Below are 14,707 nucleotides of genomic sequence, written 5' to 3'. Positions count from 1 at the left end.
GTTCATATGATATTCAGTTTCCAGGATATGGTCGAGGAGGCGCGGCTGTCGGCGAGGGCGCTGATCGACTATGGCGAGCATTTCTTCAATCCGACGGTGCGGCTTGGCGTCACCGGCCTGTCGCGGGCCGGTAAGACGGTATTCATCACGGCGCTGATTCACGGCCTCACCCGCGGCGGCCGGTTTCCGGTGTTCGAGGCCTATGCCTCGGGCCGGATCGCGCGGGCGCATCTGGCGCCGCAGCCCGATGATGCCGTGCCGCGCTTTGCCTATGAGAACCATCTGCGCGCACTGATCGAGGAGCGGCGCTGGCCGAGCTCGACCGTCGATATCAGCGAGCTCCGTCTCGTCATCGACTACCAGCGCCCGAATGGCGCCGACCGCACGCTCACGCTCGACATCGTCGACTATCCCGGCGAATGGCTGCTGGATCTGCCGCTGCTGCAGAAGAGTTTTGAGCAATGGTCGGCGGAAAGCCTGGCGCTGTCGCGTGAGGCGCCGCGTGCGCATCTGGCAACGGACTGGCACGCGCATCTCGCAACGCTCAAGCCCGACGCACGCGAGGATGAGCAGGCAACACTGACGGCCGCGAAACTCTTCACCGATTATCTGCGCGCGTGCCGCGACGAGCGCTTCGCGATGAGCCTCTTGCCCCCCGGCCGCTTCCTGATGCCCGGCAGTCTCGCCGACACGCCGGCGCTGACCTTTGCGCCGCTCGACGTGCCTGCCGGCGGGCGGGCGCCGGAGGGATCGCTATGGGCGATGATGGTGCGCCGCTATGACGCCTACAAGGACATGGTGGTGCGGCCGTTCTTCCGCGATCATTTTGCGCGGCTCGACCGCCAGATCGTGCTGGCCGATGCGCTCACCGCGTTCAACTCCGGACCCGAAGCGCTGCACGATCTCGAAGCCGCGCTTGCCGGCATTCTGGATTGCTTTAACATCGGTCGCAGCACTTTGCTCTCCAGCCTGTTCCGGCCACGCATCGACCGCATCCTGTTCGCGGCGACCAAGGCGGACCATCTGCATCATTCCAGCCACGACCGGCTCGAGGCCGTGCTGCGCCGTGCGGTCACCGGCGCGGTTACGCGCGCGGAAAATACCGGCGCGGAGATCGACGTGGTGGCGCTCGCCGCCATACGCGCCACGCGCGAGGCGCAGGTGGCGCGTGGCCGCGACAAATTGCCGTCGATCCTGGGAACGCCCGCCGCGGGCGAAAGTGCCGGCGGCGAATTCTTCGACGGCAACACTGAGGTTGCGACCTTTCCAGGCGATTTGCCGCTGGATCCCGAACCGCTGTTCAACGGTACGGACGCGTTCCGCGGGCTCTCGACGCAGGCCGCCGAGAAGAGTGATTTCCGCTTCCTGCGCTTCCGCCCGCCGAAGCTCGAGCACGAGGGCACGGAAGAGCCGGCCCTGCCACACATCCGCCTCGACCGTGCCTTGCAGTTCCTGATCGGAGACAAGCTCTCATGAACGAGCGATCCCAGCAGCGGCGGCCCGCGACGTTCCGGCTGGACGATCCCAGTGTCGTCGTCACCGAAGCCGACGAGACGGGACGGATCAGTCGCGGCACCATCCAGATCACGCCGGAGCCCGATCCACTGGCGCTGCCGGTGCCGGTTCAAACCACGCTTCCGGCGCGGCGCGGCTTTCCCTGGGGCACGATGTTCTGGTCCGGGCTCGCCGGGTTGACGCTGCTCGGTACCGGGCTCGGTGTCGTCCGTCTGATCGAGGATCTGTTTGCGCGCAGCGAAAGCCTCGGCATGGTCGGCCTCGCTTTCGCTTTCGTCACCGCGCTTGCGCTTGCCGTCGTGATCGGGCGCGAGGCGTTCGGGCTGGCACGGCTCGCGACCATCGAGAAACTGCATCAGCGCGCCGCGACGGTGCTTGCCAGTGACGATCGCAAGGAGAGCCGCGTCATCGTGCAGGACCTCCTGAACATCGCGCACCAGAATCCGCAGCTCGCACGCGCCCGCGCGACGCTGGAGAGCCATGCCGGCGAGATCATCGACGGCGCCGACATGATCCGGCTCGCCGAGCGCGAGTTGATGTCGCCGCTGGATGCGGAGGCGCGGCGGCTGGTGTCGTCGGCCGCGCAAAAGGTCTCGATCGTCACGGCAGTCTCGCCGCGCGCGGCGATCGACGTGCTGTTCGTGTTCGTCGCCGCGCTGCGCCTGATCCGCCAGCTCGCCTACCTCTATGGCGGCCGCCCCGGCGCGCTCGGCATGATCCGCCTGCTCCGCCACGTCATCGCCCATCTTGCCATCACCGGCGGCATGGCCGCGAGCGACAGCCTGGTGCAGCAGATGCTCGGCCACGGCATCGCCGCGAAGCTGTCGCAGCGGCTCGGCGAAGGCGTGCTCAACGGTCTGCTGACGGCACGGCTCGGCCTTGCCGCGATCGAAGTCACGCGGCCGCTGCCGTTCGCGGCCCTGCCGCAGCCGAAGCTGTCGGACCTCGCGACGGATCTGTTGCGGAAGAAAGACGAGGAGGAGTAGGGCTCTGCTCGTCCTTACCCTCCCCTGGAGGGGGAGGGTCGGCTCACATTGAGCGGAGCTAAATGTGAGACGGGGTGGGGTGACGGTCTCTCCCCATCGAACCCTGCCCGAGTGGAGAGATCACCCCACCCCGCTCGCGCTGTGCGCGATCGACCCTGCCCCTCGAGGGGAGGGTAAGAGAAACCGCGCGAGCCTCGCGCTGAATTCTCCCGCCAGCACGCGCCACTGAAACAGCGGCGAATCCTTCGGCGGCGAAAGCTCCGGCGTCCAGCCGGTGAGCTTTTCCAGCACATAGGTGTCCATCACGCGCCCACGCCAGCGGCGCTCGACCTGGCCAAGCGGCTCGCGTTTCGCCGGGATGCTCTCCCATAGCGATGATCGATTGTCCGGCTCCCGCCCGACATAGATGCCGGCGTGGCCCTGGATCCGATCCATGCCGGCATCGCGGAAATCCTGGAAGCGGCCGCGCTCGTTGATCTCGACGACGGGCACGCGGCCCCTGAACAGCCAGCGCATCATGGCGTAGGTGCGATAGTCCGTGGTGGCGATCCAGGTCGCGCCGGTCTCGTCCAGCGCGGCCTGCGCGCGCGCGGCGACCTGCTCGTAGCCGGCTTCCGCGCCGATCGGGTCGATCTTGCCCAGCAGATTCCAGGGCGCGGCGACGTAGTAGAGGAACACGATGACGACGAAGGCGATGCCCGTGGTGATGGATGTCCTGGCCCAGAACGCCGACGATCTGAGCATGCGCGCCGACCAGCCCTCCTTCGTCATCGTTGCGAGGTTCACAGCCGCCGCGGCGAAGCCGACCGGCCACATGAACATCGGCCAGGTGTCGCCGACCCGAAGCGTCATCGACTTGACCAAGAAATAGAGAAACGGCACCAGCACCGCGGTCGACAACAGGATCGCGACCGGCTCGCGCGTGCGATAGCCGCGCCATGCCGTCAGCACCAGGCCCGTCAGCACCACCGGCAGCATCACGAAGCCGACTAGGCCGAATTGCAGGCCGATGTAATCGCCGATGGTGCGCAGCGAGATGCCGTAACTGGCGGTGGCGCGCACGCCCTGGAAGCGGAACGAGGCCCAGTCATGCTGCGCATTCCAGATCAGCACCGGCGAGAACACGAGGATCGCGACCAGCACCGCGAGATAGGGATAGGGGCTGCGCAGCCAACGCCAGCGCCAATCCGGCACGAGCAGAAAGGCGGCAACGGACGGCGCGAACATGATCGCGGTGAATTTCGACAGCATCGACAGACCCGCGAACAGGCCGGCCGCGAGCCACCAGCGTCCATCGCCGCTTTGCGCGAGCCGCACGAAGGACCACATCATCGCCACCGCAAACGGGACCATGGCGACATCGGGCGCGACCTTGGCCATCAGCAGGCCGTAATAGAGCGCGGCCTCCGGCATCAGCACCGCGATCATGACCGCGCGCGCATCATGGGTGAGGCGGCGAACCATGTCGGCGAGCAGCAGCTGCGTCACCAGCATCGCGACGATGCCGCCGAAGCGGACGCCGAGCGCGGTGTCGCCGAAGATCGCAGTGCCGAAGCGAATGATCCAGGCGATGCCAGGCGGATGATCGAGGAAGCTGAGCGCTGCCTCCTTCGACCAGGTCCAATAATAGGCCTCGTCGGTGCGCAACTCGATCGCGGAGGCGTAGACGATGCGCAGCACGGTCATCGCGGCGATGATCGCTGCGGCCATCACGAAGGGCCGGCGCGCGGCGCCGCGGAGGGGCACGGTGATGTCAGGAGCTGTCGTCACGGCCGCGCTTTTCGCCAACCTGGGAGGGGGAGTCAATGCGGGCCGCCACCGTCGTCCCGGGCAAGCGAAGCGCAGACCCGGGACCCATAACCACAGGGTGGAGTTTGGCGAAGACTCGGAGTTACCAGCCCGTCGCACAACATCTTCCTGTGATTATGGGTCCCGGATCGGCGCGCGCTTGGGGCGCGTTTGTCCGGGACGACGGCGGAGCGGAAGGACGCGGAATGGTGGGCACGGCGCCAAGGCGCCTTTGCCCACCCTACGATTCCGTAACCTTGCCGCGGATGTGACCTCACAACCTGTCCAGCCCTGGAATTAAACGCTACGCTGGCTGTTCTCCTTCATGAACTGATACAACCGAATCATGGCCACCGCTCCCATACAGATGTCCGTCGTCCGTGCCACCAGCGTGCGGCAGGTGCGGCTTATCTGTGGAATCATCCTGTTCTCCTATGTGGTGAGCCATTTCCTCAACCATGCACTCGGCAACATCTCGGTCGATGCCATGGAGGCCGGGGTCTACTACCACACCCTATTCTGGCAGTTCCTCCCCGTCGCGATCGTGTTCTACACGGCCGCACTCACCCATATGGGGCTCGGCCTTTACGCGCTGTACCAGCGCCGGCAGTTCCGCTGGCGGACGATCGAGCCGCTCCAGCTGGTGCTGGGCTTGAGCATCCCCGCTTTGGTCATGGCGCATGTGATCGGGGTGCGGCTCGGCCAGACGCTGTACGGACACCAAAAGCTGTATCCGCAGGAACTCTATCTGTTCTTCGTCGCATCGCCCGGCCGGCTCTGGCAGATGACGATCCTGCTTCTGGTTGCCTGGGTGCACGGCTGCATCGGCATCTTCTTCTGGCTTCGCCTCAAGCTGTTCTTCACGCGCGCGGCACCCTATCTGCTCGCGGCGGCCGTGCTGATCCCGACGCTGTCGCTGCTCGGCATCTATCAGGGCGGCCGTAGCATCGCCGTCGAGAGCGACGATGGAGAATGGCGTACGCACAATCTCACCCGCCGCCAGGTCGGCACGGTCGCGGAAGGCAATACGCTCGACCACATCACCGGCGGCCTCACCGTCGGTTATTTCGGCCTGCTCGGACTGGCGCTGGCGGCGCGCGGCGTGCGCGCGTTGCGCGAACGGCGCGGCGGCATGATCGCGTTGTCCTACGGCAACGGCAAGACGGTGCGGGTCCCCAAAGGACTGTCGGTGCTGGAAGCGAGCCTGCGCCACAATGTACCTCATGCCAGCGTCTGCGGCGGCCGCGCCCGCTGCTCGACCTGCCGCATCCGCATCATCGGCGATCACGGCGCCCTGCCCGAGCCGTCGCAGCGCGAGGCCTTCGTGCTGACCCGCGTCGGCACCAGCGATCCCTCGATCAGGCTCGCCTGCCAGCTGCGGCCGACGTCGGACCTCTCCTTCTTTCAGCTTTTCACCCCGCACACACTCTCCGCGAATGCGCAGGCTTCGACGCCCGCCAGAATCGGCCAGGAGCGCTATCTCGTCAGCCTGTTCGTGGACATGCGCGGCTCGACGCAGCTTGCCGAGAAGCGGCTGCCGTTCGACACCGTCTTCATCGTCAACCGCTTCCTCGGCGCGGTGTCGCAGGCGGTGATCGAGAACGGAGGCCAGCCGAACCAGTTCGTCGGCGACGGCATGCTGGCGCTGTTCGGGCTGTCGGCCGATCCGCAAGAGGCCTGCCGGCAGGCCCTGAAAGCGGCCGCGGGGATCGCCACGCATATCGACGAGCTCAATGAGCTCCTGAGCCACGATCTGCGCCAGCCGATCCGTTTCGGCATCGGCATCCACGGCGGCGAGGTCATCATTGGCGACATCGGCTATCGCGATCACATCGTCTTCACCGCGCTCGGCGATGCTGTCAACGTCGCCGCCCGCCTCCAGGACATGACCAAGACGCTGGCTTGCGAAGCGATCATCTCGGAGGAAGTCGGCCGCACCGCCGGCCTTGTCGAGCATGCCCTGCCGCAGCAGGAGGTCGCGATCCGCGGCCGCGACGAGCCGATGGCAGTGCGCGTCATCGCGGATGCGAGGGAATTGACGGCGCTGGTCGACGGGAGCGTGCGCGTCGCGGCGTAGCGCGCAAGCCACACGGAAGGTGCGCTCCCTCCCCCGCCTGCGGGGGAGGGTTGGGGAGAGGGTGTCTCGACAACGGGACAATCCCCCAGAGGAGAGAGCCCTCACCCGGCGCTCCGCGCCGACCTCTCCCGCAAGCGGGAGAGGTCGAGCGCACCGTCGCTGCCGTTACAACTCTAGTCCCTCTCATCACCACGTAACACCGGCCTGCTGCAACGCAGCGGCATGGGCTTGCTGCGAAAGCACGAATTGACTTCGTCCAAATCGTTGCAACAGATGAGCGCAGGATCGCGGTGATGACCGTGATCCAACGAAAAGCTCCGGGAGGGGACCAGAATGTTTGATCGACGCGACCTGCTCAAGGGAGCGGGTCTTTCCGCACTTGCGGCCACACTGAGCTCAACCAAAGCGCTGGCGCTCGACACCGTCACCCTGCCCTTTGCCAACGGCGAACGGCCGCTGGTGAAGTATCCGCAGAAGCGGCCGATGATCAGCCTGACCAGCCGGCCGCCGCAGCTCGAGACGCCTTTTGCGATCTTCAACGACGGCCCGATCACGCCGAACAACGCGTTCTTCGTGCGCTATCATCTCTCCGACCTGCCCTACAATCTCGATCCCGACAAGTTCACGCTCGAGGTCAAGGGCAAGGTCGACAAGCCGCTGAAGCTGTCGCTCAAAGACATCAAGAAGATGAAGGCGACAGAGATCGTCGCCGTCAACCAGTGCTCGGGCAACAGCCGCGGCTTCTTCGAGCCACGTGTCGCTGGCGGCCAGCTCGCCAACGGCGCCATGGGCAATGCGCGCTGGCGCGGCGTGCCGCTCAAGGCGGTGCTGGAGATGGCGGGCGTGCAGGCCGGCGCCAAGCAGGTCACCTTCAACGGCATGGACGGCCCGGTCAACGACAAGACGCCCGATTTCATCAAGGCGCTCGATATCGATCACGCCACCGACGGCGAGGTGATGCTGGCCTATGGCATGAACGGCGAGGACCTGCCGTTCCTCAACGGCTTCCCGCTGCGCCTGATCGTGCCCGGCTATTACGGCACCTACTGGGTCAAGCACCTCAATGAGATCACGGTCATCGACAACGTCTATGACGGCTTCTGGATGAAGTCGGCCTATCGCATTCCCGATACGCCGAACAATGCGGTCGAGCCGGGCACGGCGCCGAAGGCGACCATCCCGATCAACCGCTTCACCATCCGCTCCTTCATCACCAGCGTCCCGGATGGCGCCAAGCTGAAGGCGGGAGCTGTGACCCTGCGCGGCATCGCCTTCGACGGCGGCAAGGGCATCAAGGAGGTCCAGGTCTCCACCGACGGCGGCAAGACCTGGACCAGCGCCAAGCTCGGCAAGGACCTCGGCAAATACTCGTTCCGCGAATGGAAGCTGCCGGTGAAGCTCGCCGCTGGCAGCCACGAGCTCAAGGTCCGCGCCACCGGCAATGGCGGCGAGACCCAGCCGGACACGCCGCGCTGGAACCCGGCGGGTTACTTACGCAACGTCGTCGAAACCGTCCGCGTCAGCGTGGCCTGAAGGAGAATGATCATGCAGCGCACCTTTCTCCTCGCCATCTCGCTCGCCCTCGTCGCCGTGATCGGTTCGGCACTCGCGGCGCCGGTCAATTACAAAACCCCAGAGGAGGTCGCCGCGTTCAAGCCCGGGCCCAATCTCGAGGTCGTGCAGAGCAATTGCGGCGCCTGCCACTCGTCCGACTACATCGCCACGCAGCCACCGATGAAGGACAAGAAGGCCTTCTGGCAGGCCGAGGTGACCAAGATGATCAAGGTCTATGGCGCACCGATCGACGATGCCGATGTCGGCAAGATCGTCGATTATCTGGCCGCGACTTATTGACGGATGGCGCGCCGCGTGCCGGCCATTTGACCGCGAAACGGGCAAAACCGGCAAAAACGCTGCGAAGTTGAGCGGAATTCGGCGAAATGCCGATGTGGTTTGAGCTACCAAGCCTGCCACATTCCGCGTATCTTGTTAGGACCGAACCGGCCGGTTGGCGGGGACTGGCGGTTCGAGATCTCGGAGGAAGACCCGCGGAGAAGTCGTGATGGCTAAAGGTACGGTCAAGTGGTTCAACCCGACGAAGGGTTATGGATTTATCCAGCCTGCGTCGGGTGGCAAGGATGTGTTCGTGCATATCTCGGCAGTGCAGAAGGCCGGTCTGTCCACCCTCAATGAGGGACAGACGGTGGAATACGAAGAGATCGCAAACCGGGGCAAGACCTCCGCAGAGAACCTCAAAGTATAAGCCCGCGCCAGCCATTGCTGCCTCCCGGATCTGTCCGGGAGCGGGGCCAAAAAATTTTCAGAAGACGGCCAGTGCATTCGACGACAGGCGTTGCGATTGCACAAGGATAGCTATTTTTTCCGTGAAGACTGCTCATTCAACGCCACAGCAATGACAATCGCGACAGCACTTCGCTAACCCACCGGCAACGGTGCGTCGCGCTTGATCTCCTCCATCACCGCATAGGTTCGCGTCTCGCGCACGCCCGGCATCGACAGCAGGGTCTCGCCGAGGAAGCGTCGATAGGCGGTCATGTCTGCCAGCCGTGCCTTGACAAGATAGTCGAAGCCGCCGGCAACCATGTGACACTCCAGCACCTCGGGCGCGAGCTTCACGGCACGCGCGAAACGCTCGAAATTGTCGGGCGTTGTCTTGTCGAGCAGCACCTCGACGAACACCAACAGACCGAGGCCAAGCCGGTGCGGATTGAGCCGGGCGCCGTAGCCCTCGACAAAGCCCTCGCGCTGCAAGCGCTTCAGCCGCTCGCCGATCGACGTCGGCGACAGCCCGATGCGCTCGGCGAGCTCGACATTGGCGATGCGCCCATCCTCCTGCAAAATCGAGAGGATTTTCCGGTCTGTTCGATCAAGTTCCATATTTTGCGCGGCTAAACGGGTAATGACCTTCATTTTCTAAGGCAATTCCGTTAAATTGTCTATCGAGCTACGGTCACGCGGGCCTTATCCTGGATTTCAGCCACAGGACACGCCATGCCGAACATTCCGTCACCCTTCTCCGCCCCTTACGCGCCCGATGATGGTGACATCGCCGCGCGCCTGTTGCCGGCGTCGCATCTGAGCCCGCCGCAGGAGGCGCGGATCGACCGCACCGCGACGCGGCTGATCGAGGCAATTCGCAAGCGCGACGACCGGCTCGGCGGGGTCGAGGACATGCTGCGGGAGTTTGCGCTCTCGACCAAGGAGGGGCTCGCGCTGATGGTGCTGGCCGAGGCGCTGCTGCGCGTGCCTGACGCACGCACCGCCGACCAGTTCATCGAGGACAAGCTCGGCGAGGGCGATTTCATCCATCACGAGACCAAATCCACCGCCTTCCTGGTCAATGCCTCGGCCTGGGCGCTCGGCATCTCGGCGCGGGTGATCCAACCCGGCGAGACGCCTGATGGCACCATCGGCCGGCTGGTGAAGCGGCTCGGTGCGCCGGCCGTGCGCACCGCCACGCGCCAGGCGATGCGGCTGATGGGCAATCATTTCGTGCTGGGTGAGACCATCGAGCAGGCGCTGGAGCGCGGCCGGCCGCGCTCCGGCCAGAAGCCGCGCTATTCCTTCGACATGCTCGGCGAAGCCGCGCGCACGGCAGCGGACGCCAAGCGCTATTTCGACGCCTATGCGAGCGCCATTGAGACGATCGGCAAGACTGCCGGCAACCATCCCCTCCCCGACCGGCCCGGCATCTCGGTCAAACTCTCAGCGCTGCATCCGCGCTTCGAGGCGATCAGCCGCGAGCGGGTGATGCGCGAACTTGTGCCACTGCTGCTGGACCTGGCGCAGCGCGCGAAGGCCCATGACCTCAACTTCACCGTCGATGCCGAGGAAGCCGACCGGCTGGAGCTGTCGCTCGACGTGATCGCGGCAACGCTCGCCGATCCCTCGCTTGCCGGCTGGGACGGATTTGGCCTGGCGATCCAGGCCTATCAGAAGCGCGCGAGCGCGGTGATCGACTATGTCGAAGCGCTGGCCCGCGCGCATGACCGCAAGCTGATGGTGCGGCTGGTCAAGGGCGCCTATTGGGACACCGAGATCAAGCGCGCGCAGGAGCGCGGGCTCGACGGCTATCCCGTGTTCACGCGCAAGGCGATGACGGACCTGAACTACGTCGCCTGCGCCTCGCAGCTTCTCGCCTTGCGGCCCCGCATCTTCCCGCAATTCGCCACCCACAACGCGCTGACAGTCGCGACCGTGCTCGAGCTTGCCGGGAAGAGCGGCGGCTTCGAATTCCAGCGCCTGCACGGCATGGGCGAAGCGCTGTACGAGCGGCTTGCCAAGGACCATGCTGACATCGCCTACCGCACCTACGCACCGGTCGGCAGCCACCGCGATCTGCTCGCTTACCTGGTGCGCCGGCTGCTGGAGAACGGCGCCAACTCCTCCTTCGTGGCCCAGGCGGCCGATTATCGCGTGCCGGTCCCGGCGCTGTTGCAGCGTCCGGCCGATGCCATCGAACGTCCGCAACAGGCGGCTCATTCCAAGATTCCGCTGCCCCGCGATCTCTTTGCGCCGGAGCGCCGCAATTCGCGCGGCGTCGAATTCGGTGAGCGTGCCGCACTCGACCGGCTGCTGGCCGACGTCAAGGCCGCAGCGGCCGATCTCAAGCCCATCACTGACGCGACGCCGGATCGGGCCAACGCAGCAGTGACTGCGGCGCGCGCCGGCTTTGCCGCCTGGAGCCGGACGCCGGCAGCTGCGCGCGCGGCGGCGCTGGAGCAGGCCGCGCATCTGCTGGAGAGCCGCAGCGCCCATTTCATCGCACTGCTGCAAGCCGAGGGCGGCAAGACGCTGGACGACGCGCTGTCCGAGCTGCGCGAGGCCGCCGACTTCTGCCGCTACTACGCCGCGCAGGGCCGCAAGCTGTTCGGCGTTGATGCCGCCATGCCGGGCCCGACCGGCGAGAGCAATGCGCTCGCCATGCGCGGTCGCGGCGTGTTCGTTGCGATCTCGCCGTGGAATTTTCCGCTCGCGATCTTCCTCGGCCAGGTCACCGCGGCGCTGATGGCCGGCAACAGCGTTGTGGCCAAACCCGCCGAGCAGACGCCGCGCATCGCGCGCGAGGCCGTGGCCCTGCTGCACGAAGCCGGCATCCCCAACAGCGCGCTGCATCTCGTCACCGGCGACGGCCGTATCGGCGCCGTGCTGACCGCGCATGCGGACATCGCCGGAATCGTCTTCACCGGCTCGACCGAGGTCGCGCGCGCCATCAACCGGACGCTCGCCGCCAAGGACGGGCCGATCGTGCCGCTGATCGCGGAGACCGGCGGCATCAACGCCATGATTGCGGATGCGACCGCGCTGCCCGAGCAGGTCGCCGACGACGTCGTGACCTCGGCGTTCCGTTCCGCCGGCCAGCGCTGCTCGGCGCTGCGGCTGCTGTTCGTGCAGGAGGACGTCGCCGACCGCATGATCGAAATGATCGCAGGCGCTGCGCGCGAGTTGAAGATCGGCGATCCCAGCGACGTTGCAACCCATGTCGGGCCGGTGATCGATCGCGAGGCCAAGCAGCGTCTCGATGCCCACATCGCGCGGATGAAGACGGAGGCGCGGCTGCACTTTGCAGGCCACGCACCGGAGGGCTGCTTCGTCGCGCCGCACATCTTCGAGCTCAAGGACACCGGCCAGCTCACCGAGGAGGTGTTTGGCCCGATCCTCCACGTCGTCCGTTATCGGCCCGAGACCCTCGAACGTGTCTTGCAAGCGATCGAGCGCACCGGCTACGGGCTCACGCTCGGCGTCCACTCCCGCATCGACGACACCATCGAGGCGATCATCGATCGCGTCCAGGTCGGCAACATCTACGTCAACCGCAACATGATCGGCGCCGTGGTCGGCGTGCAGCCGTTCGGCGGCAACGGCCTGTCCGGGACTGGCCCCAAGGCCGGCGGCCCGCACTACCTCGCGCGCTTTGCCACCGAGCAGACCGTGACCATCAACACCGCGGCAGCCGGTGGCAATGCTGCGTTGCTTGCGGGGGAGGAGTGAGGCCCTGCGCCAGGCGCCGTTGCATCCCGCGGAAACATCGGTCTAATGCTCCCATGATGGGCTCGCGCCAATTCCAGCGCGCGGGAAACGACAAGAGCGAGGGAGCAACGCCGCGATGGAAAAGGGCATTTTTGCGGGGCTGAAGGTTCTGGACTGCGCGAGCTTCATCGCAGCGCCCGCGGCCGCGACGGTGCTGTCGGATTTCGGCGCCGACGTCGTCAAGATCGAGCCGCCCGGCACCGGGGATCCCTACCGCAATCTGCCGAACCTTCCGGGCTATCCGACCGGCGAGCACAATTTCGCCTGGCTGCTGGAGGCCCGCAACAAGAAGAGCATCGCGCTCGACCTCTCCAAGCCGGAAGCGCAGGCCGTGCTCTACAAGCTGGTGGCGGAGGCCGACGTCTTCATCACCAACATGCCGCCGCCGGTGCGCGCCAAGCTCGGCATCACCTATGACCATCTCGCCCATCTCAATGACCGGCTGATCTACGCCTCCTTCACCGGCTATGGCGAGAAGGGCGAAGAGGCCAACAAGCCCGGCTTCGACAGCAACGCCTATTGGGCGCGCTCCGGCCTGATGGACCTCGTCCGCGCCGATACCGATACGACACCCGCCCGTTCGGTCGCCGGCATGGGCGACCATCCCTGCGCGATGGCGTTCTATGGCGCCATCGTCACCGCGCTCTATCAACGCGAGAAGACCGGCAAGGGCTCGCATGTCGCCTCCAACCTGATGGCGAACGGGGTATGGGCGGCGAGCGTGCTGGCGCAGGCGAAACTCTGCGGCTCCAAGTTCGGCGAGCGGCGCCCGCGCGAGCGCGCGTTGAACGCGGTCGCCAACCACTACCAGTGCAAGGACGGCCGCTGGCTGATCCTTTCCCTGCTCAACGAGGAGCGACAGTGGCCGACGCTGGCGCGCTGCCTCGGGCGCGAGGATCTGATCGACGATCCCCGCTTCGTCACCAAGGCCGACCGCCACGCCCGCTCCGTCGAGCTGATCAAGATTCTCGACGACACTTTCGCGACCAGGGATCTCGCCGAATGGCGCAATATCCTCGACGGCAATGGCCTCGTGTTCGGCGTCGTCGCCATTCTCGACGACATCCCGAACGACAAGCAGATGCTCGACAACGAGGTGCTGGTGCCGTTCGAGAACGACACCATGCTCACCATCAACAGCCCGATCTGGATCGATGGCGCCAGGAAGGTCCAGCCGCGCAAGCCGCCCGGCGTCGGCGAGCACAGTGACGAGATTTTGCGCGGCGCGGGATACGACGAGGCGGCGATCAGGCAGCTGCGGGCGAAGGGGGCGGTGGGGTAAGGCCGAGTCGCTCGCTCCGAACACCGTCATTGCGAGGAGCCCTTGCGACGAAGCAATCCAGACTGTATCCGCGGATGCATTGCTGGATTGCTTCGCTACGCTCGCAATGACGATGCCGTACTATCCCGATATAATTTCACGACCACACTCGTCACCGTGAGGTCCCATGCCCAGCTATCGCCTGCACTACTTCCCCGAATCCGGCAACAGCTACAAGCTGGCGCTGATGCTCACGCTTTGCGGCGAAACGTTCGAGCCGGTCTGGACCGATTTCGGCGGCGGCGTCACGCGCACGGCGGAATGGCGCAAGGCCGTCAACGAGATGGGCGAGATCCCCGTGCTCGAAATCGACGGCGTGAAGATGACGCAGACCGCGCCCCTCCTGCTCAAGCTTGCCGATCAGTACGGGCGTTTCGGCGCCGAGACGGACGAGGAAAAGTTCGAGCTGTTGCGCTGGCTGTTCTGGGACAACCACAAGCTCACCGGCTACATGGCGACCTATCGCTTCATGCGCGCCTTCACCGAGAAAAACGACCCGCAGGTGCTGAAGCATTTTCGCCGGCGGCTCGAGGATTTTCTCGGCATCCTCGACGGACACCTCCAGCACAATGAATTCGCGATCGGCGCAAGGCCGACGGTCGCCGACATCTCGATGATGGCCTATCTGCACTATCCGAGCGACGAGCACGGCTTCGATTTTGCCGCGAGCCATCCCGCCATCCACGCCTGGCTCGGCCGCATGGCCGCCCTGCCTGGCTGGAAGCCGGCCTATGAGCTGCTGCCGGGAAAACGGATGACGAATTACGCGAAGTGAGGACGCCGGCTACCGCAGCGCCAGCCAGCCGAGCGTGAACAGAATCCCACCGATGATAACCGCCATCGCGACCGCCCAGATACTGACGCGGATGCTGCCGGTGACCTGCTTGGCTTCCTCATTGCGCGCGATCTCGCGATTGCGCTCCTTGTTGGCCTCGCTCGTATCCGTCATGGGTCATCCAAATCGCTTGG

General features: G+C 65.6%; 12 protein-coding genes. 9 read left to right on the top strand and 3 right to left on the bottom strand.

All coding sequences use genetic code 11. From position 1 onward, the window contains the following. The first annotated feature begins 6 nt into the window (after positions 1-6). Complete coding sequence (locus LRP30_RS08015; RefSeq protein ID WP_249759952.1) at positions 7-1,476, top strand: YcjX family protein; 1,470 nt, start codon at positions 7-9, stop codon at positions 1,474-1,476. Beyond that, a complete protein-coding gene (locus LRP30_RS08010) occupies positions 1,473-2,501 on the top strand; it encodes a TIGR01620 family protein (RefSeq protein WP_249759951.1) in 1,029 nt (342 codons plus the stop codon). The genes LRP30_RS08015 and LRP30_RS08010 overlap by 4 nt, the downstream gene beginning before the upstream one ends. Positions 2,502-2,621: 120 nt before the next feature. Here the strand turns inward: LRP30_RS08010 and LRP30_RS08005 are convergent, their stop codons facing one another. Beyond that, positions 2,622-4,211 (bottom strand): glycosyltransferase family 39 protein, encoded by a 1,590-nt coding sequence (locus LRP30_RS08005; RefSeq protein WP_249761724.1) that lies wholly within the window; start codon positions 4,209-4,211, stop codon positions 2,622-2,624. A 424-nt stretch (positions 4,212-4,635) separates the two neighbouring features. Between LRP30_RS08005 and LRP30_RS08000 the strand changes: the two genes are divergently transcribed. The 4 genes from LRP30_RS08000 (at position 4,636) to LRP30_RS07985 (ending at position 8,629) form a co-directional block, all read left to right on the top strand. Continuing rightward, the gene (locus LRP30_RS08000) at positions 4,636-6,366 is read left to right on the top strand and encodes an adenylate/guanylate cyclase domain-containing protein (RefSeq protein WP_249759950.1); all 1,731 of its coding nucleotides are present in this window, start codon (positions 4,636-4,638) and stop codon (positions 6,364-6,366) included. 333 nt (positions 6,367-6,699) lie between these two features. Further along, a complete protein-coding gene (locus LRP30_RS07995) occupies positions 6,700-7,899 on the top strand; it encodes a molybdopterin-dependent oxidoreductase (RefSeq protein WP_249759949.1) in 1,200 nt (399 codons plus the stop codon). A 12-nt stretch (positions 7,900-7,911) separates the two neighbouring features. Continuing rightward, complete coding sequence (locus LRP30_RS07990; RefSeq protein ID WP_164939686.1) at positions 7,912-8,220, top strand: cytochrome c; 309 nt, start codon at positions 7,912-7,914, stop codon at positions 8,218-8,220. A 208-nt stretch (positions 8,221-8,428) separates the two neighbouring features. After that, on the top strand, positions 8,429-8,629 hold the full coding sequence (locus LRP30_RS07985) for a cold-shock protein (protein ID WP_008563500.1): 201 nt from the start codon (positions 8,429-8,431) through the stop codon (positions 8,627-8,629). Positions 8,630-8,802: 173 nt separating this feature from the next. Here LRP30_RS07985 and LRP30_RS07980 read toward each other — a convergent pair whose 3' ends face one another. Then, positions 8,803-9,264, bottom strand: a complete 462-nt coding sequence (locus LRP30_RS07980) for an Lrp/AsnC ligand binding domain-containing protein (protein ID WP_025032087.1) — start codon at positions 9,262-9,264, stop codon at positions 8,803-8,805. 114 nt (positions 9,265-9,378) lie between these two features. Between LRP30_RS07980 and putA the strand changes: the two genes are divergently transcribed. The 3 genes from putA (at position 9,379) to LRP30_RS07965 (ending at position 14,513) form a co-directional block, all read left to right on the top strand. Next, a complete protein-coding gene (gene putA / locus LRP30_RS07975) occupies positions 9,379-12,378 on the top strand; it encodes a bifunctional proline dehydrogenase/L-glutamate gamma-semialdehyde dehydrogenase PutA (protein ID WP_249759948.1) in 3,000 nt (999 codons plus the stop codon). A gap of 115 nt (positions 12,379-12,493) precedes the next feature. Next, positions 12,494-13,699, top strand: coding sequence for a CoA transferase (locus LRP30_RS07970; RefSeq protein WP_249759947.1), 1,206 nt, complete (start codon positions 12,494-12,496; stop codon positions 13,697-13,699). Between the two features lie 166 nt (positions 13,700-13,865). After that, on the top strand, positions 13,866-14,513 hold the full coding sequence (locus LRP30_RS07965) for a glutathione S-transferase family protein (protein ID WP_249759946.1): 648 nt from the start codon (positions 13,866-13,868) through the stop codon (positions 14,511-14,513). Positions 14,514-14,522: 9 nt separating this feature from the next. Here the strand turns inward: LRP30_RS07965 and LRP30_RS07960 are convergent, their stop codons facing one another. Further along, a complete protein-coding gene (locus LRP30_RS07960; protein ID WP_176945357.1) occupies positions 14,523-14,687 on the bottom strand; it encodes a hypothetical protein in 165 nt (54 codons plus the stop codon). Positions 14,688-14,707 lie beyond the last annotated feature (20 nt).

Source organism: Bradyrhizobium sp. C-145 (assembly GCF_023375135.1).
GTDB classification, from domain to species: domain Bacteria; phylum Pseudomonadota; class Alphaproteobacteria; order Rhizobiales; family Xanthobacteraceae; genus Bradyrhizobium; species Bradyrhizobium zhanjiangense.
Note: the sequence above shows the minus strand (reverse complement) of the source record. Positions and strands in the feature narration are given on the sequence as shown.